This window comes from Microbacterium sp. MMO-56 (assembly GCF_037146215.1).
Taxonomy (GTDB): Bacteria; Actinomycetota; Actinomycetes; order Actinomycetales; family Microbacteriaceae; genus Microbacterium.
On the sequence record NZ_JBBCVW010000025.1, the window covers coordinates 1 to 23819 of the forward strand.

Below are 23819 nucleotides of genomic sequence, written 5' to 3' on the forward strand. Positions count from 1 at the left end.
AGCGATCTCCGTCGCCGTGATGCTGTTCGCCGCGATCTTCCCTGCGGTGATCGCGCCGGCCGCGATCTTCGCCGTCGTGATCGCGTTCGCCGCGATCTCGGCGGCCGTGATTGTCCCGGCCGCGATCTTCGCCGCGGTGATCGCGTTCGCCGCGATCTCCGTACCTGTGATCGTGCCCGCAGCGATCTCCGTCGCCGTGATGCTGTTCGCCGCGATCTTCCCTGCGGTGATCGCGCCGGCCGCGATCTTCGCCGTCGTGATCGCGTTCGCCGCGATCTCGGCGGCCGTGATCGTCCCGGCCGCGATCTTCGCCGCGGTGATCGCGTTCGCCGCGATCGCATCCGCGGTGACGGCTCCTGTCGCGATGGTACGGGAGATGACCGCCCCGTCGACGATCAGCTCGGGCGTGATCGCCTGGCTGACTTGCGGGTTCGTCATCCACGCAACGCCCGTCGTCGACGATGGCGCCATGAACGTGAACACGCCCCAGCCCAGGTCGGCGTTGGTCGTGGGGGCGGTCAGCACTTGGTCGTATTGATTCCATCCCGACGCGCCCGATGGGACAGAGAACCCGCTGACCGCAATGTATGCACCGGCCGTCGTGTACCAGTAGACCCGCACGTGCACATCCGCGTCGGTGTTGTTCTGCACCATTGCGGCGACCTTGATCTGCTCGCCAGGGTTGACGGTGAAGGTCGCGTTATTGGCTACCCGCGTCTGCCCGGCGCCATCGATGCGCAGCGACATCCCCTGCGTGGTGCTGACGATTGCGGCACCGGTGCCGTTCACGAGCCGCCAGGGATCGCCGAACGGTCGCATGAACTTCGGATCGTCGAGCAGGTTCGAGAAGTTCCCGACGGTCAGCTTCGATGTGTTGATCGACCCCGCCGCGATCCGTGCGGCATCCAGGATGCCCGTGGTGATCGTCGCGGCGCTGATGTTGCTGAGCACCGCGTCGGCGAACGTGCGGGGGTTCCAGGTGGCCCCGTCCCATTCCCACGCCCCGATGATCTGGCCGGAGCCGTCTCGTCGGTGCCAGAGAGCCCCGACAGGCTTACCCGATCCGTTCGCCGCGGTAGGTTGCGACGTCGAGATCGTGACGCGACCGTTCGCGGTTGTGGCTGTCGACTGGGCCGCCGCGGCGTCGTCAATGCCCTTCTGAATCGCAGCGTTCACCGAGGTTGCCAGCTTCGTGGCGTCGACCGCGTTCGCTGCGAGCTTCCCCGTCTGCACCGCACCATCGGCAAGCTTCGCCGTCGTGATCGCGCTTGCCGCGACCTCGGCCGCAGTGACCGCGAGCGCCCCGATCTTCTCCGTCGTGACCGCGTTCGCTGCGAGCTTCCCCGTCTGCACCGCACCGTTCGCGATCGCCGTGACCGTGACTGCGTTCGCCGCGATCTTCGCCTCGGTGACCGCGCCGGACGCGAGCGCATCGGCGCCCCACGCCTGCGGAACCCATCCCGCGCTTGAACCACCCCACCGCCAGGTACCCAGGAGAGTGCCCCCCGCGTTGTAGCGGAACCACAGCGCGCCCGTCGGCTTCCCTGCGCCGTCCGACTTCTCCGGCTCGCTCGTGCTCGTCGTGACCCGACCGTTCGCCGTGGTCGCGTTGGTGTTCGCGTCGGCGAGGGACTGCTGCACGACCGTGTCGAGCTTCTCCAACGACACCGCATTGTCGGCCAGCTTCTCCTTGACAACAGCGCCCGCCGCGATCAGCTCAGCCTTGACAGCTTCCAGCTTGACGTTCGCCGCGTCGATGACACGGCCGATGAGATCCGTATCGACAAGCGGCTTCGTCACGAGCGAGATCCGCGCCGACGGCTCGGACTCGTTGCCCGAGGTGTCGACCGCCGTCACCCAGAACCACCGAGTGCTGTTGTACGGCTGTTGCGGCGCGACCAACTCGTCACCCGGCGTGTTCGAGATCCGACCGACCGAGACGCCGCTCCCGGCAGGAGCCTCGGCCATCCAGACGACCCCGTGCGAGAAGTCGATCGGCTGCGGCTGCCCCGTGTCGTCTTTGCCGGACCACCGGAGAATCATCTGCCCGAGGCGAGACTCACCCACGAGCGGAGCGGGCTTCGCGGGCGGCGTCAGATCCTTGGCGAGGACCGTCGTCACGGGAGCAGTGAAGTCGCCGAGGACGCCCTGCGAGGACACCGCGCGAAGCTTGAACTGCCACGTCTCCCCCGCCGGCAACGGCGAGAAGGTGATGCGCGCAACACCGGACGGTGCATCCGTGAGCTTCCGCCAGGGTTCGCCCGAGACGTTCTGCCGGGCGTACATCTCGTGACGCACGACAGACAGCGATTCGCCGTCCGTCCCCTTGTCGACGGGCACGAATGCCGCGTCGATGACCGCGAACGGCACTCCCACAGGCGTGTAGAGGTGGGCGGACGTGATGACGAGCCCGGTCGGCGCCGCAGGCTTGCGCTTGTCGTCGCCCGCGGGCGTGGGAAGACCCGACCCGCCCGCGGACGCGCCAGCCCCTCCGAGCAGCCCCGACACGGTGCGACGGTCGCGGAGGTCGCGCTCGAGGATCCGGTCGTTCAGCGTCGCGTTGACGGCGAGGCCGTCGGACCCGATCGACATCTCAAGCTCGCGCACACGGAGCGCCGCCTCGGCGCCGTTCTGATCGGGCGCGGTGATGGTGTCGCCGATGCCGTAGTCGATGAGCGGAGCCCACTTCGTGTCGCGAACACGGATCGCGCGCGTCATCTGAACGCGCGGGGATGCGCGGCGACGCTGCTCCGCCTCTCCGATGAACTGCAGTCCGCCGATGTCCTTGACGCCGGAGGCGTTGACGACCTCCTCCCAGAGGCCCCACGGGCCCATGCTGGGGCTCACGGCTTCGTACGTTCGGCCGTCGTCCCCGACGACTCCGACGCGGCCCGCCATTTCGGTGCCGTCCTCCCGGTCCGGCGCTTCGAGGATGTCGATGCCGTTCCAGAGCTTGATGGTCGCCGAGCGATCAGTGCCGAGTCCGTCCGCCTTGAAGACGCGGAGCGTGCGCCCTTGGACGCGCCAGTCGATGCGCCCGTTCTCCGCGAGCCTGCGCAACGTCGACAGGAGGTCGTCACCGAACCGCATCGAGTGCGGCGGGAGCGTGTCGGACCACGTCTTGCCGGCCGAATCACGCTGAGCGGTGAAGTCGTAGGTGAGCTGCGGAACGTTGCCGCGACTCTTCGACTCGTCGATCAGGGTCTTGATCAGCGCGCCCGGGGTCAGCCCGGAGAAGATCCGCTCGCCGTTGTCGTTGAGCAGTTCCTCGCGGAGCATGCGGATCTTTGCGAACTGGAACCCGTAGGAGGGGAGCGTGTATCGGCGCGTCCGAGTCTCCTCGATCACCGACGCCGCCCTCTGCAGACGCAGCAGTCGCGGGCCGGGCTCGACCCACTCGCCGCCGGCAGACACCTCAACCGCGATCTCTCCGAGCCCTTCGAGGTAGCGCGACTGCGGCGCGTCGGCGTGGTAGTCGATTGTCGACTGCGGCACGTCGTTGATCGCGTCCGTGACCGATGCGGCGAGCGGATACGGGAGGACACCCAACCGATTCCCGCTCGGCGCGTACGCAACGATCTGCGTTGCAAGAGTCACACCCATGCGGCCCCCGCTCTCAGAGTGATCTCAGACGCCGTGTCGGCGCCCGTGGATTCGACTTGCCATTCCGTTGACCGCACACCGCCCTGCCGCGTGGGGGTGAGCGAGAGGAGCCCGGCGGGGTGCAAGCTGATCCCGCCGGAGGCATCCGACCCGCCGACGTTCCATGCCGTCGACGTGGTGGCGACTCGCGCCGCGGCACCCGTGATGTGCAGCCACCTGTTCGACGCGACCGAGCCCGCCCAGGAGATGCCCGTGCCGGTCGCCGTGTCAGTCACCCGAATCGAGGTGAGGGGTCCGCGACACCTGATCTTCCAGTCGTCAACCGGGGCGGACCCAGCGAGCCCGGTGATCCGCTCCGAGATCGTGGACCCGAGCGACCACGTCACGTCGGTCGTCGCCGAATGGAAGAGGCCGTCGAGGATCGACAGCCCGACCACGCCGACCAGTGCGCCCGCTTTCGCGGTCAGTTCCGGCTCTGACACCGACGTCAGTTTGGCGACGGCGGTTCGTCCGGGATCGCTGATGGTGACCTTGCGCCCGACGATCACCGTCGTCGAGGATGCGAAGAGCCCCATGACGTCGTCCCACGCCGTCTCGCGCGTCAGTGGATCACGGGACGGGCACATGATCCGGAGGTTCAGCGGTGCCGCGTCGCGACGCTCACGCCGAACGGGTGCGAGGATCCCGTCGAGGCCCGGCACGGCGGCGTCGACGCTCCGGACCCGGAGGCCCTGGCGAGCAGACGACCCTTCGGCCGTCACCCACCAGCGCCCTCCCGGATCCTTCAGCGCAACGCCGTCGATCGTGTACAGAACCATCTACACCCCCACATCTCGGGACGCCCGGAGGGACGCTTCCGATGCGGGTTCCCGCACCGGATACCAGACGGTTTGATTGATCAGCACGCGCGGCTCGGCGCGGGCAACGCTCAGCGGCCCGATCGCAGCCGACACGTCGGGGGGCGTCGCGGAGTGCAGGTTCCGTCGGAACGCGTACACCGCGGACTGCCCGCCCATTGCGTCGACGTCGGCCGCGGTGAGCATGTGCTCCCCCGGCGCTGCCTTGATCAGTTGACTGTCGACGCCCTTCGCGCCAGGACCGCGGATGGCGCCACCATCCGCGAACCCGGGGAAGTGCACTCCGCCGACCGTGCGCGCCGCGACGATCGCCGTGATCGTCGGGCGCAGCGATTCGATGTAGCCGACAACACTGCCCGCCGACCGCACCGCGCGCTCGGTGTCCGCGTCGATCTGAAGCGTCCACTGCTGGCCGTTCCAGTTCGCCTTGAGCGAGGACAACACCTGATCGGAGTTGACCCGGCCCTGAGTGATCGCCGCGACGAGCTCATCAGCCGCTTGTCGGCCGAAGCGCTGCACGATCTGGGGGTACAGCTGGCCGACGACCTGGATGCCGGTGAGCAGTTCGAGCTTCACCCCGTCGGCCCGGGCCGCGGCGAGGTTCTCAAGCTCGCCGAGCTCGGCCCCGCCGTTACGGCGAAGCTCCGCCAGGAGGTAGGCGCCCTCGGCGCCCATCTCTGTGAACATCGACACGACGCCCGACGACGCCTTCCCGGCGAGCCAGACCATGTTGTCCGCCCACTCGTTCTGCGCGGTGATCTGCTCCCACATGCGAGTGATCCACTCGTCTAGCGACTCCATCACCTCGCCAGCCGCACCGGACATGGCACCGCCCGCGCGGCCGGCGGCATCTTCCGTTGCCGCCGCCAGGCGCTCCGCTGCGGCCTCGATCTGCGCCGCCGCGGACTCCTGCACCGCCGCGGCACGGGCGGATGCCGCCTCGTACTCCGACTGCGCGGTCGCCGCCGCCGCGACCGTCTCGTTCGCGAGAGCCTGTGCGGTCGTGTTCTCTTTCGTCGCGGTCGCCGCGGCCCGCTCGGCCTCGGTCTTCGCGATCAGCATCGCCGCCTCGTAGGCGGTCGCGTCGGCGAGGGCCTGCTGCAGTTGCGCGCGGCGCACGGGATCCGTCTCGGCGGCGAGAGTCCGCTCGATCGCCTGACGCTGGCGCTGCGCCGAGACGTAGGCGTCCAGCGCACGGGCGGACTTGTCGAGAGCCTTCTGCTCGGTGTCCGCGGCGTCGCGCGCGGCCTTCTCGGCCTCGCTGGCGGCCTCTTTCGCCGCCCGAGCGCGCTCCTGCATCAGCTTCTCGTAGTCCGACGCGGCTTTCTTCTCGGCGTCGGTGCGCTTCTTGATCGCCTTCTGGTCTGCCTTCGCGGCCTTCACCTCGGGCGATTCGCCACCCCCGCCGCCCCCGCCACCGCCGCCGCCGCCCGATGCCTTGCGCTGAGGAGTCGACTTGATGAACGATGCGAGCGCCTGCGACGCAGCCTTCCGGATGTCGTTCAGCGCGGCGAGAGCCGGGCCGGAGTCAACCGTCGGCGTCGCGGAGAACCCCGCCTCACGGCCCGCGAGGGCCGCTTCGTCCCGGAACCGTTGAATCGCGGATGCGTTGGTTTCGGTCTGCCGTTCGAACATCGCGAGCGCGTACATGGCCTGAATCGCTTCGGGCCCTACCTCTCGGAGCGGATCGGCAGGGTTCAGCCGGTCGATCTCGCCGCGCGCCTGGACGACGCGGTCGGTCAGGTTCGCGATCGCGGTGTCTGTGTCGGACCATGCGCGAGCGAACTGCGAGAAGTCCTCGTTGCCCGCGAGCATGTCGCGGAGGCCCTGCGCGAACCGCGCTTGATCTGCCTCGGAGCCGTACAGCGCATCGGAGAACTCGTCGAGCCCGACACCGATGCCCTTGAGCGACTCGACGACGCCGGACTCGCTGAGCTGCTTCGCGATCGTCGCTTGCGCGTTCTCGCCGAGCGCGCCCGTGTTCTGATCGAGCGACGACGTAACGCCGTCGATCGCGGCTTGCTGAGCCCTCGCGGCCTCCTCGGCGCGCATCTGGGCATCGGTCCACACCGTCGTCGCGACGGTGATGCCCGCGAGCGCCGCAGCGATCGCGAGGCCCACGGGGCCGCCGAAGGCACCCATGATCGCGGATCCTGCTCCACGCGCGGCGGTGGTGACGTGGGCGAATGCCGCCCGCCCTGCCATCAGCGTGCCGCTCAGCCGACCGTGCGCAGCGGCCGACGCGTTGACCGCGCCGATGCCGACCATCATCGCCTGTTGGCTACGGATCTGCTCAGCGATTGAGGCCCGCTGAGCGATGGTGAAGCCTGTCACTGCGGTGATCATCTGCGAGTAGGGCCCGCTGAGTGTGCGGATGAGGAGGAGAGCCGCGATGCCCGCCCGCACCGGTTCGGGGAGGTCGTTGAACATTCCGACGAGGCCGGCCAGCATCGACACGAGAGGTAGGCCCGACTTTGCCGCGACGCCGAGGACGTCGACCAGCGGAACCGCAACGTTGTATGCCAGCTCTCCTGCCGCGGCGAGTAGTTCGAGGGCGGTCCCGACGCCGTCGATGACGTCCTGAACGCCGCCAGAGGAGATCCGAGCCGTGATTCGATCAATCACGTCGGGGATCGCTTCGAGAGGCTCAGTGATCGGGCCCCAGTCCGCGACCTTCATCGCCGCTGTCGCCGCGTTGAACATTCCCGTCAGCGACCGCAGCACCTCCTTGCCGACGTCCATGACCGGGCGGGCGAGCTGCTCCGCTGTCCGACGCTGTGCGGAACCGACGCGGTCCTCCCAGCGGGCGAACGTGTCGCCCATGTTGTCGAGCATCCCGCCGAACTGTTCTTGCATCCCGGCGGTGAGAATCGCGATGGTGCGGTCCGCGTCGTACATGCCGTTCTCGACGTCCTTGCGGATAGCGAGTATCGACTTGCCCGCCTCGTCGGCGAGCATCTGCCAGACGGGGATCCCGTTTAGCGCGAGCGAGTTGAGCTCCTCCGTCTCGGCCTTGCCGAGCGTGGAGATCTTCGCGAACGCCTCGGAGACGAGCTGCAGCTTCTCGTTGCCACCGCCGAGCGCGGCAACCGACGATGCGTACGCACGCATCAGCGGAATGATCTTGCTGAGCTCCATACGCGACGAGGCGAACATCTTGTACTGCTCGGTGAGCACCGGGAACTGGAATGGCGTCTCGGTCGCGAGCCCGTACACCTCATCCAGCGCTGCCTTCGCGGATTGCGCGTCGCCGAGCATCGTCGCGAGAGCGATCTGGTTCTGCTCAGCGAAGTTGTTCGCCCCGACGCCCTGCACCATGAGCCCCGTGAAGAACGCGCCCGCTGCGAGCGCGACGGCCGCGAACGTGCGCTTTGTGACCTTGCCCCAACGGTCGAAGGACTGCTCGGAGGACTTCGCGGCGTTCTCGGATTGCTTGAGCGCCCGGTCGATGTCGGATGCTGCGGCGGAGGCGGAGGCGCCCAGCGCCTCGGTCGCCTTGCCGCCTCGCAGCATCGAAGACACGTAGGACGCGATCTCCGCCTTCAGGACGACCTTGACGGTACGGTTTTCGGCCACGCGGCCTCCCTTCGTCAGGTGTCGAGCGGCCTCACATGGAGCCGCCAGGGCTGGAATGGTTCGGCGTCATCGCCATAGGGGAAGTGATCGATAGGGATCGCAGACCACTCGCGCCCGTGCTTCGGGTCGTCCTTGCCGAGCTCGGTGAGCGCTGTCTCGCGCGCGGCGCAGACCTGGCACTTCACCCACTCGGGCTGCACCCACCCGTTCAGCGAGGGACTGAACGCCTTCTCGGTCGGGTGACCGCATGCGGCGTGCAGTGATCGCTTGTAGATCGAGTGCGCGACGGAGATCAGTCGGTTGCGCGCCTTATCCCACCCGCCGTATCCGTGGCGGATCATCGACGGCGGGACGCCGAAGCGTTCCGCCGTCGTCAGCTCGTCTAGAACGTGCTGGTAGGAGCCCCAGACGAGGACGCGTGCGAGAAAGGGGGCGTCACATCCCCCACGGCGGTCCCGAGGTATGCGTCCCAGAGGAGCGCGGCCTGCCCGTCGCCGATGCGCTGCAGGAACTTCTCGAGCCGGGCCGGCGTCCAGTCAGTCAGACGCTGGGCGATCTCCTGCCCATCGCGGACGACCGTGATCGACTGCACCGCGGCGAGGAAGAGACGAAGCGTCTCCGTGTTCGCGGTGGTGCCGATCTTCGGCTTGTGGTCTGCGTGCTCCGCGCTGATGCGGGCACGCTTTTCGGGGTCGATGGCCGCGAGCACGAACGTGGCGCGATTGCGCGCATAGGTGTCGGTCAGCTCCGACAGCCGCTCGTCGAGCGCTGCGATGCGTTCTTTCGCGACCTCGAAGCGCTCCATGGCCGCGGCGCCGCCCTCGTCTGCGAGAGTCGCGCTCTTGTCCTCATCGTCCGGGAGCGTCTCGGCCAGAGCGGCGAGGGACTGCAGCACCGCGCCTCGCTCCTCGGTAAGCCGCCCGTACTCGGCGAGGAGATCGCCGCGAGTGTTCACCGTCTGCGTGCGGTGCGGCGACTCGACTTCGTCAAGCCACGAGTCGAGGTCAAAGTCTCGGACACGGTTGAGCTCGTCGGCTTCCGCCTGAAGTTCGTTGGTCATGCGTTGCCCCTTCTAGAAACGACAAAGCGGCAGGGGGAAGACGTTGAAGCCTTCCCCCTGCCGCGGTATGAATCGATCGCGTACGCCCTAGGCGACGAGCGTCGCCCGCCGGACGTGACCGGAGCCCTGGCCGTACGTCTCCGCAAAGCTCCACACCTCGGCATCGGGGCGGTCGGTCGGATCGGTGACGTAGAGGTCGAAGACGTCGACCGTGTCGCCCACCGCCCACGCCTTGCTGGCGAGGTCGGGACCGTTGCGCAGCACCGCCCAGAACTCGGTGAGCGGCGTCAGGTGGAACGTCCACGCCTTGTCATTGGCCGTGACGGTGTCGCGCAGCCAGTTGATGGTCGCGTTCACGTCGCCCTCGGCCATCAGGTTGACCGTGCGCGACGAACCGATCGGGGTCGCGTCGGCACTGACCGGCTCGCCAAAGCCGAGGTTGAAGCCGTCGACGAGGGCGTAGTCGGAGGCGTCGAACACTCCGGCGCCGTTCAGCTTCGCCACGGACACCGCGAGGGCGGCGGTCGCGGCTGCGGACTTGGGGACGAAGGTCAGCTTGCGGCGACCCTTGGAGAGAACTCGTGCCATTTACTTGGTGTCCTTTCGCTTCGACGCGTCGCGGTCAGCTGACTGCGACGCGTCGTCGGTGGCGCTGGGCGCCGTGGGATCTGTCTGCTCGGGCGCGGTGAGGCTGTACACCTCGGGCCAGAGCTGGACGAAGTTGTCGGGGATCTCGGCGGGCTCGCCGTTGACGTACCCCTGGACGAAAGCCATGCGGGCTCCTTCTACTTCTCGAATCCAGCGACCGTGAACTCGTCGATCGCGTGGAGCTGTGGTGAGGTGAGCGCGAGGTCGGGGTCGTCCCACTTGGACACGGGATGCTCGATGAACGACCACTCGTAGGCGTCGTCCGACGGCATCCTGTTCTTGAGCGCCCGGACGATCGCCGAGCGACGGGCGTCGACCTCGCGACGCGTCAGCGCGAACGTGTGGATCAAGATCCGAGCACGCGCGACGTCCTTCGATGGGCTGTCCGTTACCGGTGTGTGCGTGGGCCCGACGAAGTGCACGACGACGAGGCGCTGCACTTCTGGGGCCACCGTGCGGCCATCGAATGTCCGCGCGGTGCGGGGGCCGTCGAAGATCGGCTCGCCGGGGAGCGCCTCGCGAATCTGGTCGAGCACCCACGTGGCAAGGCTCATAGGACGTCGGCTCCTTCCCGCAACAGATACATGGCGACGATCGGCGCCTCGCGCTCAAGCGCTGGCTGAAGGTGCGGGATCGGCGCGTTGAACATGCCGCCGTACTCGATGAGATTGCCGAGCTTGCCCTGCTTGCCCTTGCGTCTCGTCGGGCCGATCTGCGCCTCGGCCTTGTCGCGGCCGAGGAGACTGAATCCGATTGCGTACGGATACGCGGGGATCGTCGTTCGCACGGATCGGGCTCCCGAGATGATCTCGCGGGCCGTCTTCTTGATGTTGACGGCGCCCTTCTTGATCACGGCGGGCGCCTTGGCCTGCATGGCATAGCCCGCGTCCCGCAGATCGTGCGCGAGCGCGAAGACCTCGGAGTTGTCGATGCCGTTCACGCCGTTCGCGTTGTAGGCGACCACCCGAACCCTACTCACCGGGGCCCGTCGCCTCGACGACTTGATACCGCCGCGCCATGATGTGCGAGCCCTTCAGCAGCTTGCGCACGGTGACGATCGCGCCGGGCATCAGGTGATCGCTGCGAGATTTCGTCAGCTTCACCTTCGTCCCGACCGGTAGGCCGGGCGCGGACGCGGGCACCTTGAGCACGTACCCCTCGACGGTGACGCCGGAGGAGACTGTGACCTGATCGGACCACTTCAGCTCGCAGCGGCCCGCGTAGCGCACCGTCACCTCGGGCACATCGGCCAGGGCGACCGGATCCCAGACAGTGCCACCCGTCGGCACTGTTGCCTCGCACTCGTCGGGCATCCCCGCTTCCGACACGCGCCGGCCGCGGTTCAGGGCGGACACTGAGATCGGCATGTCAGCCCCCGAACCTTACGTTGTAGACCGCGGGGAGGTAGTCGTCTCCCCCACCGTCCGCGCCTGCGAGCAGCCGCCCGCGCTCCGCCTCGCTGATGTAGAGCTGCCCGGACGACACCGCGGCGTCGATCGTCTCCTGATAGGTGTCCTCGCCGAGCTGGCGGCGGGCATCCGGGTTCCGCAGAACCCGGATGACCGCTGCCACCATGACCCGGGCGACCCTGTCCTTCGACAGGTGGCCCGGGTCGTCGGGAGGGAGACTGAGACGCCGCTCCGCGCCCGGGATCTCATCGAGCACGAGGCCCCACGCGTCGTCGAGCCACTGTGTAGCGGCCGACTCCTCGCGCAGGTCACCCGTCTCGACGAGCGGACGCTCGAACGACTTCTTGAGCCGCTCGATATCTGCGATCGGGTTCGTCATCGCTCCCCCTTCTCGACTAGGACGCTCGCGCGGCCTCGATCTGCTCGACGGCGTCGATCAGCTCCTTGCGGGACACCGACTCGAGGTCGAACCCGTGATCGGGCTTCAGCCCATCGAGGTAGGTGAACCACACGCCCTTGCCGTCACGCACGGGATGGGGCCGACCTTCGCCGGGCGCCGCGGGCACCGTCTCGGAGTCTCCCGCGGGCGGCGCCGGAGGCGTCGTCCCGGGATCGCCCTCGGGTGACTGCTGCGACTGCGACGCGGGCGTGGCCGGCGCGGGCTGTTCCGCCCCCTCCGGCCCCCGCTCGGCGACGCGCGCAAGCTCCTCCGGCGTCAGCGGCGTGCCCTCGGGCGGCACCCCCGCGCCGAGGCGGAACGCGTCGTTGCGGACGAAGAACGCGTGTGCCGCGCTCCCCTCGTCGACGCTCGCGACGCCGTCGATGAACGCGACGCCCGCGACCTTTCGGCTGATCGGGGTCGCCGCGTGGACCGTGACCGTGCCCATCAGTCGACCTTCACACGGAAGGCGCCGATGGACTTGGTCGCCTTGATCGCGAGGCCGATCGGGCCGAGCTCCACCTCGCCCGTCTTGACCGCGCCCGAGGTGGTGAAGTCGGGGAGCCACTGGGCCAGGATGTCGCCGCCCTTCACGGAGGCGCCGTGCACGCCATCCAGGCCGAAGCGCACGGCGTAGAGCGCCGTCACGCCCGAGGCGCTGGTCGCGATCACGTCATCGTCGGATCCGGCCTTCTTGCCGAGGTCGACGAAGGGGATGTCCCGGAAGGTGGACACCGTCTGTCCCCAGTCGTCGCTGGTCGCGTTGTAGTAGCCGATGTAGTCGGCGACCGCTTCCAGGGCCGCGACGCCGTCCGCGTTGCCGTAGATGACCGTCGCGCCGTCCATCGTGCGCAGCCAGCGCAGCAGCTCGCGCTTCGCGGCGAGCGCCTTGTCCTTCGTGTCGATCTGCGACCAGTCGTGCGGGGTCGTCCCGGTCGCGAAGCTCTCCGTGGTCGAGCCGGTGACGGCGACGTCGAGGCCGTCGAAGCCGGGGGCGGCGGTGGAGAAGTCGCCCTCGGTGCCGTTGATGAACTCGTCGACGAAGCGCGCGACGGAGGACTTGATGAGCTGGCCCTGCTGGAAGACGATCTCGTTTGTCTGCGCGTCGCCGAGGTTGGCGAGGACGCGGTCGACCTCGTACGCGCCACCGAGGGGCGAGAGCGGGACGGCGAAGCGCTCGCGGGTCGCCTTCTCCTTCGCGTACTCGGTGTTCTGCGTGCGGAAGTCGGCCTTGCGCTCGGTCTTCACGCGCGTGTAGCCGTAGACGAGGGTCGCTCCTGCGGTGCCGGGGCTGACCGAGTCGTCGAACGTGATCCGGTTGAGCACCTGGGACGAGTTCTTGCGGAACTCGTCGATGATGTGGAAGTCGATGTCGTCCTGCGTGTTGACCTGGGCGTCAGCGAGAGTGATGGGCATGTTGCCTCCTAGTTGCTGGTCTTGTTGATGCGAGCGGCGACGGCGTCACCGAGGGTCTTTGCCCGCTGGGGGACGGCGTCGCCGGCTGCCGTGATTCCGGCGTCGCGCGCCGAGGCGACCGCCGGGGCCCTCAGCGCGAGAATCGCCGCGATCTGGGCGTCGAGCTGCTCCTGCGTGGTGCCGGTGAGCAGTGCGCGCTCGTCTTTGGTGATGCCGTTGTCGATCGCGGCCGTGAGCTGCATGAGCGATGCGGCGTTCTTCGCCGTCTCCTCGCGCTGGCGCGCGGCTTCGGCGGGGTCCGTGGTCGGCACGGGCGGGGGCGTCGGGCTCGCCGCGGGAGCGGCGGGCGGCGCCACGATGGGGGCGGACGGGGCCGGCGGGGCGGCGGGCGCGGCCGGGGGCGCGGGTGCTGCGGGTTCCTGCGGGGCCGCGGGCGGCGGGTCGGTCGCGGGGGCGGAGCCGGTTGCGCCGTCGCCGTTGAGCATGAGGAACGGCGGGAGCCGTCGGGTCTTGAGCATGTCTGCCCCTCTCAGTAGAGAACGCCGAGCATGTCGGCGAGCGTGTGGACTTGGCGCGGGTGCACCTTGCGGCGCAGGTTGTCGATCTCTGCGGCGAGATCGTCGGCGGCGCGCTTGCGGCCCGCGTCGGTGAGCTTGTGCGTCCCGTATGGGTTCCGACCCTCCGCGACGGCGCGTGCGGCGAGCACGGAGTCGTTCAGGCGGCGCTCGGCGGCGGTCATCGTCTCCCGTGCGAGCGGGTCGCGGTGGCCGGTGGTCGCGGCGAGCCGATGCGTGTAGGTGGCGCCCTTGCGGGTTCCCCCCCGACCGAGCGCGCCCGCGCCGAAGTAGTGCGCGCCCTTCGAGTCGAGCCCGAGATCCCCGTAGCCGATGACTCCGCCGCGCTCCTGCCCGCCGGAGAGGATGTAGCCCTGCTCGGTGAGCATGCGGACCGCGTTGGGCCGGGTTCCGGCGGTGCGGTAGATCTCGTCGACCGTGAGGCGGGGCGCCTTCAGCGCCCGTGGTCCGGGTAGGCCGCGCTGGCGGGTGTTGACGACGCGGAAGATGTCGGCGCCGTCGCGGATCGCCCGCGCCTCTGACTTCCCGAAGACCCGGTCTTGTTGCTCGGCGCTCATCGACCGGAACATCTCGTACGGGTCGGTGGACCAGTCGCCCGCGCGATCCTCCGATGCGGGGATGTGTCGACAGTTGCAGTTGGGGTGCCGCTGAAAGCCCTGGTTCCACGCGTACCAGCGGCCGGCGAGCACGATGCATCGTCGGCACGCTCCGGCGCGGACCATCCGCACGTACCCGCCGACCTTCGTCGGCGTGAGTGTTACCTGCACGGCCTGGCGGTCGGCGTCGGCGATCACCGACGTGACGACGCGGTCCAGCGACCGGCCGCCGAGGACCGCGGCGCCCGCCGGGGATGAGCCGCTCGCGATCGCTTGCTTCGCGACCCGCACCGACGCGCGGAGCACCTCGTCGACGGGCAGGCCCTCCCGGGTCCACCCGACGAACGCGGCGGGACTCACCGTGGCGAGCCCCGCCATCGACTGCGAGGTCTGCTCAAGCACCTCCGGCACGTACGCGATGCCGCCCTCGGCGGCTTCGCGCATCGCGTCACCGACGAGGCCGTTCAGCTCTGCGCCGACGAGCGCCCAGCCCGCGTCGAAGTCCGTTCCGACGCGGCGCCAGAGGCGCTTAGCCGACCGGAGTGTTCGCGCGACGATCCGTCGCTGATCGTTGTAGTGCCGTGTCGCGGCTGTCGGGAAGGTCGTCACCATCGGGCATCTCTTCCTTCACGAGGCGGGCGATGTCGTCTTCCAGCTCGTCTTCGGCGAGCTGCTCCCAGCGGTCGACCTTCGCCTGATTCGCGCCGGGGATCATCTCCCAGGCGCCGCGGCGCGGGAACCCGGTCGTGATGAGCTTCTGGATGCCGTCGACGATCTGACCGAAGCTCTTCACTTCCATGTCGGCCGCGAGCAGCTCCATATCCGGGTCGGGCTCTTTCATGCCCGCGGCGCGGGACCAGAGCGTCGCCGTCTCGACCCATCCCTCTTGCACGTACCGCTTCAGCTCGCCGAGGAGGCTCGTGAGGGTCGACTCGGCGCCGGAGATCGCGTCGCCGGAGAGGTTCGCCATCCGGGAGAGGAGGTATTGCGGCGGAACCTGAGACGTCGCGAAGAACTGCGTCAGGAACTCCGTGAGCATCGTGACGTAGTTCGCGAGGTTCGACTCCGGCATGTCGAAGACCTTCGTCTGATCGCCGTTGAACACGAGCATCCGGTCGACGGCGGCGCGACCGAAGTCGTTCAGCAGCGGCACCATGCGCCCGTCGGACGTGCGGAACGTGGACCCGTCCGGGTTCTTCTTGTAGACGATCTGCCCGTTCTGGTCGCGCATCACCGGGTCGAACCCGGTCACCACGCGCTGCCGGAACGCGGAGAACTGCATCGCCAGCAGCATGTTGAAGCGAATCGTGTTGATCGCGTCCTGCTGCGGGATGAGCGGCGCGACGGGGCTGAAGATCTCGCTGTTCGCGTTCGGCCGGTAGTCCGACGTGACGAAGGGCACCTGACCGAGCGGGTGCGTCCCGTCCTTCTCGAGCACCCAGGCGGAGCCTTCGAACCGCAGACGCGTCCACGAGTCCCGGTCGTACACGTAGGCGATCTTCGCCGCGGGTCGGACGCCGGCCGGAACGATGAGGCCGTTCGGGGAGGCATCCGTCCGCTCGACGATCTTCACCGCGTAGTCGAGCTCGAACGGGTCTTCGGGGTCGGGATGCAGGTAGACGTTCCGCACCGACTGGGGGCGCACGATCGGCTGTTCCGGCTTCCGTTCGTTCGGCCACACGCTCGTGATGCCGCGGCCGTGCGTCATCATCGATTCGTAGATGATCGTCTGGCGCGCTTCGAGCCGGTTCGCGGCCCAGAAGTTCATCCACGTCGTGCGGTCCGCGTCCTTGCCGTGGCCGGTGCGGATGCCTTCGAAGCGGAGGCGCTGGATCGGCGCGAACACGGCGAGCTGGATCCAGTTCGCCTTGGACTGCTTGCGCAGCTCCTGATGCTCTTCGCCGATGCCCTCCGGAGCCCACGGGTCGCGCTGCTTGCCGCGGACGTACTCCTCGCGCTCCTTGGCAGTCTTCTCGTTGTCTCGCAGCCACTCGGCACCCTGGGATGCCCGCCGCTTCGCTGTGTCGAGATCCAAGCGGGCCTCCCTCAGTTGAACGCGTACATCGCGGTGGATACCTTCTGCCGCTCCGGTTCACGGTGCTCGGCACGGGTGAAAGCGAAGACGGCGAGGGTCAGCGCGACGAGCGCGGAAATGTCAGTCGTGTCGCGGCGGTGCCACAGCCACTCCCCGGCCTCGCCGGGCGTGCGCTTGCGGCCCGCGTCGACGGCGGCGTTCAGGTGCGGGTCGTCCAGGTGTACGAACAGCCGCGGTGCCGCCGGGTCGTGGCGGCCGTGCTCGTCGATCGGGCCCATGACCAGCTCTTCGAAGTAGCCGCATGCCTGCACGTGCTCCGAGTAGGTGATCGTCGTGACGTCGATGCTCTCCGCCTCGAAGGCCGGCATGAGCTTGCCGGTCGCGCCCTTCGGGTCGAGCACGACCTCGACGGGCCCCCAGCGCTGGATCACGCCCTTGACGTACGGGACGACCCAGCCCGTACCGGCGTCGCTGGCGATGATCTCGCCGTGGAGCTTCGGGCCCGCCTGCCAGCGTCCGCCCTTGCGGATCGCCTGCCGGCCGACCATCGCGACCGAGGCGCGCGAGCCGTCGAAGTTGACGTCGATCGCGAGCGCGGACATCCCCCGGCGGATGAGGCGCGGGACGCTGCCCCACATCATCGAGTCCTCGTCGGCGAGATCCGCCCAGCGTTCGAGGTCGATGACCCGCTGACCCGCGGACTCGTCGAGGACGCCGAGGTGCTCGCGCCCGAACTTCGCATCGGACGGCGTCGCCGCCCGGAGCTTCAGGAGCTTGTCGATCGTGATGCGGCCCGACTCCGTCGCCGGGTTCGCGCACCGCATCACCTCGGGGTCGTCGAAGTTCGACTTTGGGTGTGCGCTGTACTCGCGGTAGGCGAGAGTCGGATCCGGCGGCCGGTCATCCTCGCGACGGCCGCGCGCCATGATGCGCCGCAGCACGGCGGAGGTGTCGAGCGCCGCCGACGATGTGTAGATGATGAGGGGGTTCGCGACCGCCGTCAGCGTCGCCATGATGGCGGCGAGCGTCTCTTCGGGGAGGTCGTACGCCTCGTCGAGGATGATCAGGTCGGCGGTGAACCCTCGGCCCGAGCCCTTCGAGCGGGCGATGAATCGGAGCCGGGCACCGGACTGCAGCTCGATGCCCTCTTCGCCGTTAGCGTTGCGGATCCCGACGAGCCGCTCCCCGCGGCGCTTCACGAGCGCCAGCAGCTCCGGCGTGCCCTCGAAGATCGTCCGAATGCGGATGAACGCTTCTTGCGCGGTCTTGAACTCGTGCGCCGTGTGGAGGATGAGGCGCGCGTCGAACAGCACGAGGAACGCAAGCTCGATGCATTCGAGCACCGCGCCCTTGCCGTTCTGCCGCGGGACGATCAGCGCGAACTCGAACGCCGCCCAATCCCCGTCGGCGGCGAGCGCCAGCGCGTCACGCACGGACTCTCGCTGCCACTCGTCGAGCACCTGTCCGGAGAGCTCATACAGCTCGATCGCGGCGTCGCCCGCTGTGCCGCTACTTGGCGGAACGCTGTGAACGCGAGGAGGTACGACCCGTCGGCGAGAGCTTGGCCTTGATGCTCGAGACATTCGAAGGCACCTCCCCGGCCGCAGGCTCGCTGCCCGCCGCGGCGGATGCTTCGAACCCAGCCAGCAACGCCTTGAGCGTCGCGGCGTGCATGCGTGCTTGTCGGACGACGTCGGTCAGGACGACCGTGATCTCATCGCCGGATTCGTTCAGGTCGAGCTGTAGCCAGCTATCCCGATCCCCATTGATCAGGCCGTCGAACTTCTCGAGCCGGTCCGCGAGGCGACACGCCTCGACGAGCGTGACGATCTCGGCGGGCGTGCGCCCCTTGTGGAGCGCCTCGAACAGCGCCAGGCCGCGGTCGCCGAGACGATGCGGATTCACGGGCGCCGAGGGGCGACGAGCAGCCATCTTTACCCCCTGACAGGATTCGAAGATCTACGCGGGGAGAGAGAGGACGACTCCCCGGCGGGGTTCCGCGCCTCGGGGCGAGGGGGCACCCCCCACCCCTGTTCGAACATGCGTTCGAGGTGATGCGTCCCGCCCGTGGATCGCTGTCCTGACGCCCTGTGAGGCGTGGATGGTGCGGCATGTGCCTCATAGGGCATGCGTCACCGTGCGAACTATCCCGTCACCCCCAGGTGTGGGCACCACCTGTAGGGGGCGGCGGGACGTTCGCCGGGTCATGGGCGGGATGTGTCTCCACACTGTGCGCAGCACCCCGGATGACGGGTGACTGTCACCACTTCCTCGATGTCCTCGTGCGGATGCGGGATCCGTCACCGAAGGACGAGTTGCATCCGAGGTGTGCGAGGCGCAGCCTGTCCCGCCGCGCTACGTTCTCTGCTGTCGGGTGCGGGTCGAGGTGGTGCACCGACCTACTGCGCGGATCCGGCTTGCCCGTGCGTGGATCCCGGTACGGTAACGACTGGTCGACCCACTCCTTGCAGATGTGGCAGTGAGTCTCCTCACGGAACACCTGCTGCCGTACCCTCTGCCACGGGCGACCCGATCGGACACCAGCCATCGGCCACCCTCCGATCCGCTCGCACTGTCGACGAGCACCGAGGCGACGACGTCACGCCCGTCGGGCTCAGGCCGTGCCGGCTGCGTCAGCCAGTAGGGGGCGAGCCACAAGGCGGTCACCACCACGAGGGCGAGGATCCGCCTCACGAGTGCACGACCTCGCCGCCCGAGGCGTTGAGCACCAGGGCCACATCTTCCCGGAACCTGTCGAACCGGGCGAAGTTCACGACACCGTCGGATTCCAGCACGCGGTGCGCATCGTTGTCGATGAACACGACATCGACCGACAGCCCGCGCATCCCGTTCGAGCGTGGCGTGGTGAATCTCACCGTGCCAGTGCCGATGTCGACGCGCTCGGCGCCGTTCGCTACCCGCACCTTCGCCGGGATCGCGTGCTCGGACACGAAGCGTCCGAACTCCTGGACGGCTCGATGCACCGCATGATGGTCGGGCTCGATGATCAGGAACCGCTTGCCCTCCGCCGCGTCGGCGAGAATGCCGGCGACCGCGCGTACTTGTTCATCGCGACTCTCCTTCGAGCAGCTCGATCGCCGCGTCGAGCTCGTCGAGGCTCCGCGTCGCGAGGTTCACCGCGGACGCCGAAGCCTCGATCTGCTGATTGCACTCCGCCACGAGCAACGCGTGAGAACGGCGGGCGACGTCGAGGGATCCCCGAGCCGCCCGCCGTGCCTTGCGCAGCGTGTCCAGCGCCGCGGTCACTCGCCCGAGTCGTCCTGCGGCGCTTCGGCGGCCGCGGCCGGCGCGGCGAGCGCCGCCACCATCGGCGCCACCGAGGCGCTCACCAGCTCGTCACTGACCTCACCGCTCAGGGTCACCGAGCGGCCATCAGCGAAGTACGCCGAGACGTTGATACTCGCCATCAGATGCGCCCCCCGAGGAAGTCATTCGTGATCAAGTTCGCGGCGACGACCTCGGTGGGGATGCGCGCTCTGTCGACGAAGCCCACCTTGATGGTCCCCGCCTCGAGCAAGGCGGGCTTCGCTGCCTTCGTGCGCTCCGTGGCGTACGCGGCGAGGATCTTTGCCTCGGTCGCCGACGCGTGCAGGGTGATCGTCACCGTGCCGCCCTCGGCGTCATGGTCGAAGTCGAAGCCGACGTCGTGCTTGATCTTCGAGAGGTCGACGATGCCGTTCGACAGGTCGTCGCGGCGCTTCCGTTCCGCCTCGCGTTCCGCCTCTCGGGCGTGATGCTCGGCGATGCGGCGCTGACGGTTGCGCTCCGTCTTGAAGCCGTCGAGTTCGGCGCGGGCGACGCGAAGATCCCGCAACACCCCCTGCTGCACCAGCGACGCCGCCGCCTTCTCGCCCTCGGCCTCCGCCAGTCGCGCCTCGAGATCCGCAATTCGCTGTGTCTTGCTCTGCCCCATGCTCTGCCCTTCAGTTGATCGACCGGAGAATGACCTCCGACCGGATGTCGCGGTACACGATTCGGTCCGCAGTTGACTCCGGGACGTCGCCGCCCCAGAACTCTTCGAGCGCACGCATCCTCGCGTCACGCTCCCCCGGGTCATCCGCCATAGCGCCCACCCTTCGAACACCTGGGCCTATTTCGTAACGCGCCGGCCAGAGTGGCGCCGTTCCCCTTCGCGGGCGGGTAGCCCAACGCGGCGGGCAAGCAGCCCGCACCCAAACGTTGAGAGGATGACGGGCGTCGAACCCGCACTTTCGACTTGGAAGGCCGACGCTCTACCACCTGAGCTTCATCCCCGTGACGGCCGCGGCGTTCGCCGGCTCCGTCGTGTTGAGTTGTGCACCCGAGTTGGCGAGCCCCTCGTGGGGGCGGTGGCTCGGAGTGATGCCCGCGAGAACGCAACGCACGGGCGCGTCGGGGACCGTCGTCCCCCGTCACGGGCCACGGACTCGATGCATCGAGCTACCCGTGCCGCGACGGCAACGCTGGGGCGGAAGGATTCGAACCCTCGCGCATCTGATCAACAGTCAGCCGCTCTGCCACTGAGCTACGCCCCATTGCGCCGTGGATCTCGCGCCACGGCCTCGCGCCCTGCCATTGCTTCGGCATCGCAGGGTTGCCCACCGACTGATATCTCGCCGGATACCAGCGGATCGCTTATCAGAGCACGGTGAGGCTCTGAAGGTCGAACCCGTCGCCGGTGACGTCGAACGTCAGCAGGCCCGGGTCGGAGTCGTCGCCCGCCAGATTCCGGAACCAGTCGGATCCGTTGTCCAGCGTCGGCGCCTGCAGCCACCACTTCGCGCGGCCCGTGCGGGGACTGCGACCCGTCGGCTGCACGACGAGGTGGTGATAGTGGCCGGTGATGAGGATGTCCGCGGCGCCGACCGGCTGCGCGCCGTGCTGCTGCTTCGACCACCACTCGATCGCCTTGCCGGGCGGGAACTGGTTGCCGTGCACCATGCCGAGCACCGCGCCGCCGACGTCCACCGACAGCGACTCGTCGTACTCCCGCGGGAAGTTCCAGTGCGCATTGATGCCCGCCGCCTGGGCGAGCTTCGCCACCTGGCGGTGCACGAACAGGCCGAGGTCATCCGCGGGACGTCCAAGCTGTTGCTTGCCCGCACGCCACGCGGTGTGATTCGACGTCACCGCCAGAACCTCGACCGGGCCGAAGCGCGCCATCAGCGACACGAAGTCGAACAGCACCACACCGGCGAGGTCCATCTGCTGCGCGAGCGACAGGTCGTTGTTGAAGGCCGGATCGCCGCCCGAGTTGAAGTTCTCGAAGAGGTCGCCCGCCTCCGCGAGCACGAGCCGGGAGGGCCTGCGAGCTCGCAGGCGCTTCTCGAGCGCGGCGAGCTTGGCCTCGATCCGCTCCACCAGCTCCGGCGTGCCTCCCCGCGATCCAGTCTTGCCCGCCTGGATGTCCGCGAGCACGACGACCATGATCCGGTTGTTCTCGGCCGGCGCGAGCGGCGCACGCTGACGTCGCTTCGCGGCGGCGTGCAGGGCGGGAAGGTCGATGCGGTCGCGCTTACGCCGGAACATCGCCCGGTAGCTGTAGAGCTGCACGACGTCGCGATCGCCGCCGTCGGTGCGCTTCGACTGTTGCCAGGTCGAGCAGCGGACCGTGTCGTCGATGATCTCGAAGACGTCCGGGTCGAGCTGGAACTGCTCGAACACCCGCGTCCAGTCGGTGATCGGCTCCGACGACTTCACGTCGCGGAACTCGCCGCCGTCCGGCCCGATCTCGGCCGTCCCGATCGCCTCGGGACGCGCAGGCGGGTCGGCGAGCTTCTCAGCGAGGCTCACGCGAGGCGCTCACGGTAGCGGCGGATCGACGACTCGTCGACCTTGAACCCGGCCGTGGTCAGCATCCGCGCCAGGCCGCTGTTCGTCCACGCGGGATTGCGCACCGCGGCGTCGAATGCGGCCCGATCCTCGGTGTCGAGCGTGGCTCGCCACGACGCGACCTTCGACGGGTTCTCCCGTACCGGCGGGGCCGCCAGCATGTCTTTCAGCGCCATCCGGCACCTCCTTGCAAGTAGTCCCCGCCGCCCATGCGCCAGTCGGTCACGCGCCCGCCCTCGCTCTCACCGGCGTCCCGGGCGCTGCCTGAGCAGTCCGTCCAGGACGCCAGCGGTCATCGCGCTGACAGCGGGGCGCCGCGCCTATAGTGAGGGCGAGCGGCGGCGGGGAAGATCGAGGGCCGGATCGTGGGGCAGAACGACCCGGCCGGCGCAAGCGGCCCGATGGGCAAAGAAAAAGACCCGGCGACCCCTGTGGGCCTTCCGAGTCTGCTCGCGCTAGCGCTAAGCGTATCACACATTCCGGACAGTTGATGACACTTGATCCTCAGCCGGCCCGAACGCTCGCGCTGCGGCGGTCACCGCCCCGCGCCCGCCGCGCGCTCGCCTCAGCCGCGAGGAGGTCCGCCTCCCGCACTCGTCCCAGGACGAAGGTGAGCCGACCCGCGGCCTCCCAGCGGCGGATCGTGCGAACATCCCGCCCGACGCGCCGAGCTGCCCCCTCGCGGTCGAAGATCGCCACCCGATCAGCCGCCGAACTCGTGCGCCATCTTCCGCGCCGCGTCCGGCCCGTGAATGGCGCCCTCGGCGAGCACGGCGACGACGCTCGCGATCGTCGCGGGCGGCGCGCCGACCAGCGCCGCCACGTAGCCCGCGACGCGCGCCCCCGACGGGGCGAGCTGCGACGCCGCCAGAAGGCGGAGCATCACCTGCTCGATCATCGGCGCCCCCGCTTCGAGAATCGCATGACCCACCAGAACCGGGCACGCTCACGCCATGACGGCTTCGAGATCACTCGCGGCTCGGCGACCTTCACCGCCGCCTCCGGCTCCTTCCCTGCGTAGTGGATCCGCCAGTCGCCGCAACCCGACTGCGCGTTGAACGCGACGACCGCGTCCTCGGCCCAGCCGAGCATCTCGTCATCGACCGTCTGCACGCGGATCCAGTCCCCACCAAGCACCCGGCGGTGCTCGATCACGTGCACCTGATCAGACCTGGACATTCGCACCCGCCTTCGAGAGCTCCACCATCTTCTCTTTCATGTTCGCCAGCACACGGTCGGCGGCGATCGCCTTCTGCGCCGCCTCACCGCTAACCACGTCACGCCAGAACCTGTCGACGTCGTACCCGAATAACGTTCGGTACTCCTCGGCACCGAACGCCCGAAGCACGCTCACGAGCGTCTTACTGCGCACCTCTCGCTCATCCGCCATGCCCTCCGACGCCCCCGGCCCCGCCCGATACGTGCCGTCGAGCTGGGGCCACCAGCCCAGTTCCGCGAGTTTCCGCTCCGCACGAGCCAGCTTCTCCGCACGTCTCTTCCACATTCCCATCGCACTGCCCCTTCTCATACGCTTGGCACATGGCCAAATATCTGCTTCTCGGCGCCGCGAGCTCGCCGTGGCGCCTCCACGTGACCGAGGACCCGACGGATCTTCTGCACCGCATCAACACCGCTTGCGACCTCGGGGAGCGCACGTACGCCCGCGTCGTGAGCAATGACCAGCTCGACGCGATCAACCTCGATATCAATCCCCGTGCGCTCGGATGGTGGACGATCCTCGACCACGGCGGCGAGGACGCCTAACCCACACGC

29 protein-coding genes and 2 tRNA genes are annotated in these 23819 nt (G+C 68.6%); 1 reads left to right on the forward strand and 30 read right to left on the reverse strand.

The annotated features are described in order from the left end of the window. The 30 genes from WFI00_RS16655 to WFI00_RS16800 all read right to left on the reverse strand — a co-directional run. Positions 1–3603 (reverse strand): hypothetical protein (locus WFI00_RS16655; protein ID WP_336642382.1); only part of this gene is annotated, 3603 nt, incomplete at its 3' end. Next, positions 3594–4421: a hypothetical protein gene (locus WFI00_RS16660; RefSeq protein WP_336633456.1), complete on the reverse strand. Its 828-nt coding sequence runs from the start codon at positions 4419–4421 to the stop codon at positions 3594–3596. The genes WFI00_RS16655 and WFI00_RS16660, both read right to left, overlap by 10 nt. Further along, the gene (locus tag WFI00_RS16665) at positions 4422–8036 is read right to left on the reverse strand and encodes a tape measure protein (protein ID WP_336633455.1); all 3615 of its coding nucleotides are present in this window, start codon (positions 8034–8036) and stop codon (positions 4422–4424) included. A gap of 14 nt (positions 8037–8050) precedes the next feature. After that, the gene (locus tag WFI00_RS16670; protein WP_336633454.1) at positions 8051–8377 is read right to left on the reverse strand and encodes a hypothetical protein; all 327 of its coding nucleotides are present in this window, start codon (positions 8375–8377) and stop codon (positions 8051–8053) included. A 41-nt stretch (positions 8378–8418) separates the two neighbouring features. Continuing rightward, entirely contained in the window at positions 8419–9096 is a 678-nt protein-coding gene (locus WFI00_RS16675; RefSeq protein WP_336633453.1) for a hypothetical protein, read from the reverse strand. Positions 9097–9183: 87 nt separating this feature from the next. Beyond that, positions 9184–9684 carry a phage tail tube protein gene (locus tag WFI00_RS16680; RefSeq protein ID WP_336633452.1) on the reverse strand — a complete coding sequence of 167 codons (501 nt, stop codon included), beginning with the start codon at positions 9682–9684 and terminating at the stop codon, positions 9184–9186. Further along, positions 9685–9870, reverse strand: a complete 186-nt coding sequence (locus tag WFI00_RS16685) for a hypothetical protein (protein WP_336633451.1) — start codon at positions 9868–9870, stop codon at positions 9685–9687. 11 nt (positions 9871–9881) lie between these two features. Then, positions 9882–10298 carry a hypothetical protein gene (locus WFI00_RS16690; RefSeq protein ID WP_336633450.1) on the reverse strand — a complete coding sequence of 139 codons (417 nt, stop codon included), beginning with the start codon at positions 10296–10298 and terminating at the stop codon, positions 9882–9884. Next, positions 10295–10684, reverse strand: coding sequence for a hypothetical protein (locus WFI00_RS16695; protein WP_336633449.1), 390 nt, complete (start codon positions 10682–10684; stop codon positions 10295–10297). Before WFI00_RS16695 ends, WFI00_RS16690 begins: the two co-directional genes overlap by 4 nt. 31 nt (positions 10685–10715) lie before the next feature. Further along, positions 10716–11099 (reverse strand): DUF6093 family protein, encoded by a 384-nt coding sequence (locus tag WFI00_RS16700; protein ID WP_336633448.1) that lies wholly within the window; start codon positions 11097–11099, stop codon positions 10716–10718. Between the two features lie 13 nt (positions 11100–11112). After that, positions 11113–11532: a hypothetical protein gene (locus WFI00_RS16705; protein WP_336633447.1), complete on the reverse strand. Its 420-nt coding sequence runs from the start codon at positions 11530–11532 to the stop codon at positions 11113–11115. A gap of 16 nt (positions 11533–11548) precedes the next feature. After that, on the reverse strand, positions 11549–12040 hold the full coding sequence (locus WFI00_RS16710) for a hypothetical protein (RefSeq protein WP_336633446.1): 492 nt from the start codon (positions 12038–12040) through the stop codon (positions 11549–11551). Then, the gene (locus tag WFI00_RS16715; protein ID WP_336633445.1) at positions 12040–13008 is read right to left on the reverse strand and encodes a major capsid protein; all 969 of its coding nucleotides are present in this window, start codon (positions 13006–13008) and stop codon (positions 12040–12042) included. The genes WFI00_RS16710 and WFI00_RS16715 overlap by 1 nt, the downstream gene beginning before the upstream one ends. Positions 13009–13016: 8 nt before the next feature. Continuing rightward, the gene (locus tag WFI00_RS16720; protein WP_336633444.1) at positions 13017–13526 is read right to left on the reverse strand and encodes a hypothetical protein; all 510 of its coding nucleotides are present in this window, start codon (positions 13524–13526) and stop codon (positions 13017–13019) included. A gap of 11 nt (positions 13527–13537) precedes the next feature. Next, the gene (locus tag WFI00_RS16725; protein ID WP_336633443.1) at positions 13538–14791 is read right to left on the reverse strand and encodes a VG15 protein; all 1254 of its coding nucleotides are present in this window, start codon (positions 14789–14791) and stop codon (positions 13538–13540) included. Beyond that, positions 14709–16214, reverse strand: a complete 1506-nt coding sequence (locus WFI00_RS16730) for a phage portal protein (protein ID WP_336633442.1) — start codon at positions 16212–16214, stop codon at positions 14709–14711. The genes WFI00_RS16725 and WFI00_RS16730 overlap by 83 nt, the downstream gene beginning before the upstream one ends. Positions 16215–16225: 11 nt before the next feature. Further along, entirely contained in the window at positions 16226–17647 is a 1422-nt protein-coding gene (locus tag WFI00_RS16735; protein ID WP_336633441.1) for a hypothetical protein, read from the reverse strand. A gap of 76 nt (positions 17648–17723) precedes the next feature. Then, a complete protein-coding gene (locus WFI00_RS16740; RefSeq protein ID WP_336633440.1) occupies positions 17724–18146 on the reverse strand; it encodes a hypothetical protein in 423 nt (140 codons plus the stop codon). A gap of 758 nt (positions 18147–18904) precedes the next feature. Continuing rightward, positions 18905–19198: a hypothetical protein gene (locus tag WFI00_RS16745; protein WP_336633439.1), complete on the reverse strand. Its 294-nt coding sequence runs from the start codon at positions 19196–19198 to the stop codon at positions 18905–18907. Positions 19199–19280: 82 nt separating this feature from the next. Next, positions 19281–19481 (reverse strand): hypothetical protein, encoded by a 201-nt coding sequence (locus WFI00_RS16750; RefSeq protein ID WP_336633438.1) that lies wholly within the window; start codon positions 19479–19481, stop codon positions 19281–19283. Beyond that, positions 19478–19642 (reverse strand): hypothetical protein, encoded by a 165-nt coding sequence (locus WFI00_RS16755; RefSeq protein ID WP_336633437.1) that lies wholly within the window; start codon positions 19640–19642, stop codon positions 19478–19480. The genes WFI00_RS16750 and WFI00_RS16755 overlap by 4 nt, the downstream gene beginning before the upstream one ends. Beyond that, positions 19642–20148: a hypothetical protein gene (locus WFI00_RS16760; RefSeq protein ID WP_336633436.1), complete on the reverse strand. Its 507-nt coding sequence runs from the start codon at positions 20146–20148 to the stop codon at positions 19642–19644. Before WFI00_RS16760 ends, WFI00_RS16755 begins: the two co-directional genes overlap by 1 nt. Before the next feature lie 10 nt (positions 20149–20158). After that, positions 20159–20299, reverse strand: coding sequence for a hypothetical protein (locus WFI00_RS16765; RefSeq protein ID WP_336633435.1), 141 nt, complete (start codon positions 20297–20299; stop codon positions 20159–20161). A gap of 118 nt (positions 20300–20417) precedes the next feature. Beyond that, positions 20418–20489 (reverse strand) — tRNA-Gly (locus tag WFI00_RS16770). Between the two features lie 188 nt (positions 20490–20677). Continuing rightward, a tRNA-Asn gene (locus WFI00_RS16775) sits at positions 20678–20749 on the reverse strand. 103 nt (positions 20750–20852) lie between these two features. Further along, positions 20853–22007 carry a hypothetical protein gene (locus tag WFI00_RS16780; protein ID WP_336633434.1) on the reverse strand — a complete coding sequence of 385 codons (1155 nt, stop codon included), beginning with the start codon at positions 22005–22007 and terminating at the stop codon, positions 20853–20855. Next, complete coding sequence (locus tag WFI00_RS16785) at positions 22004–22222, reverse strand: hypothetical protein (RefSeq protein WP_336633433.1); 219 nt, start codon at positions 22220–22222, stop codon at positions 22004–22006. Before WFI00_RS16785 ends, WFI00_RS16780 begins: the two co-directional genes overlap by 4 nt. Positions 22223–22749: 527 nt before the next feature. After that, positions 22750–22944, reverse strand: coding sequence for a hypothetical protein (locus WFI00_RS16790; RefSeq protein WP_336633432.1), 195 nt, complete (start codon positions 22942–22944; stop codon positions 22750–22752). Beyond that, the gene (locus WFI00_RS16795; protein ID WP_336633431.1) at positions 22941–23225 is read right to left on the reverse strand and encodes a hypothetical protein; all 285 of its coding nucleotides are present in this window, start codon (positions 23223–23225) and stop codon (positions 22941–22943) included. Before WFI00_RS16795 ends, WFI00_RS16790 begins: the two co-directional genes overlap by 4 nt. Next, the gene (locus WFI00_RS16800; protein ID WP_336633430.1) at positions 23212–23556 is read right to left on the reverse strand and encodes a hypothetical protein; all 345 of its coding nucleotides are present in this window, start codon (positions 23554–23556) and stop codon (positions 23212–23214) included. The genes WFI00_RS16795 and WFI00_RS16800 overlap by 14 nt, the downstream gene beginning before the upstream one ends. 29 nt (positions 23557–23585) lie before the next feature. On the opposite strand from WFI00_RS16800, the gene WFI00_RS16805 reads away from it, so the two are divergent. Beyond that, on the forward strand, positions 23586–23810 hold the full coding sequence (locus tag WFI00_RS16805) for a hypothetical protein (protein ID WP_336633429.1): 225 nt from the start codon (positions 23586–23588) through the stop codon (positions 23808–23810). Positions 23811–23819 lie beyond the last annotated feature (9 nt).

Bases quoted from the DNA above. Each gene is read 5' to 3' on its own strand.
- WFI00_RS16680 (WP_336633452.1), bottom strand. From the start codon at position 9,684: ATGGCACGAGTTCTCTCCAAGGGTCGCCGCAAGCTGACCTTCGTCCCC.
- WFI00_RS16725 (WP_336633443.1), bottom strand. From the start codon at position 14,791: ATGGTGACGACCTTCCCGACAGCCGCGACACGGCACTACAACGATCAG.
- WFI00_RS16795 (WP_336633431.1), bottom strand. From the start codon at position 23,225: ATGTCCAGGTCTGATCAGGTGCACGTGATCGAGCACCGCCGGGTGCTT.
- WFI00_RS16660 (WP_336633456.1), bottom strand. From the start codon at position 4,421: ATGGTTCTGTACACGATCGACGGCGTTGCGCTGAAGGATCCGGGAGGG.
- WFI00_RS16710 (WP_336633446.1), bottom strand. From the start codon at position 12,040: ATGGGCACGGTCACGGTCCACGCGGCGACCCCGATCAGCCGAAAGGTC.
- WFI00_RS16670 (WP_336633454.1), bottom strand. From the start codon at position 8,377: ATGATCCGCCACGGATACGGCGGGTGGGATAAGGCGCGCAACCGACTG.
- WFI00_RS16760 (WP_336633436.1), bottom strand. From the start codon at position 20,148: ATGGGGCAGAGCAAGACACAGCGAATTGCGGATCTCGAGGCGCGACTG.
- WFI00_RS16720 (WP_336633444.1), bottom strand. From the start codon at position 13,526: ATGCTCAAGACCCGACGGCTCCCGCCGTTCCTCATGCTCAACGGCGAC.
- WFI00_RS16765 (WP_336633435.1), bottom strand. From the start codon at position 20,299: ATGGCGGATGACCCGGGGGAGCGTGACGCGAGGATGCGTGCGCTCGAA.
- WFI00_RS16740 (WP_336633440.1), bottom strand. From the start codon at position 18,146: ATGGCTGCTCGTCGCCCCTCGGCGCCCGTGAATCCGCATCGTCTCGGC.
- WFI00_RS16690 (WP_336633450.1), bottom strand. From the start codon at position 10,298: ATGAGCCTTGCCACGTGGGTGCTCGACCAGATTCGCGAGGCGCTCCCC.
- WFI00_RS16715 (WP_336633445.1), bottom strand. From the start codon at position 13,008: ATGCCCATCACTCTCGCTGACGCCCAGGTCAACACGCAGGACGACATC.
- WFI00_RS16790 (WP_336633432.1), bottom strand. From the start codon at position 22,944: ATGATCGAGCAGGTGATGCTCCGCCTTCTGGCGGCGTCGCAGCTCGCC.
- WFI00_RS16755 (WP_336633437.1), bottom strand. From the start codon at position 19,642: ATGGCGAGTATCAACGTCTCGGCGTACTTCGCTGATGGCCGCTCGGTG.
- WFI00_RS16685 (WP_336633451.1), bottom strand. From the start codon at position 9,870: ATGGCTTTCGTCCAGGGGTACGTCAACGGCGAGCCCGCCGAGATCCCC.
- WFI00_RS16800 (WP_336633430.1), bottom strand. From the start codon at position 23,556: ATGGGAATGTGGAAGAGACGTGCGGAGAAGCTGGCTCGTGCGGAGCGG.
- WFI00_RS16705 (WP_336633447.1), bottom strand. From the start codon at position 11,532: ATGACGAACCCGATCGCAGATATCGAGCGGCTCAAGAAGTCGTTCGAG.
- WFI00_RS16785 (WP_336633433.1), bottom strand. From the start codon at position 22,222: ATGGCGCTGAAAGACATGCTGGCGGCCCCGCCGGTACGGGAGAACCCG.
- WFI00_RS16675 (WP_336633453.1), bottom strand. From the start codon at position 9,096: ATGACCAACGAACTTCAGGCGGAAGCCGACGAGCTCAACCGTGTCCGA.
- WFI00_RS16805 (WP_336633429.1), top strand. From the start codon at position 23,586: ATGGCCAAATATCTGCTTCTCGGCGCCGCGAGCTCGCCGTGGCGCCTC.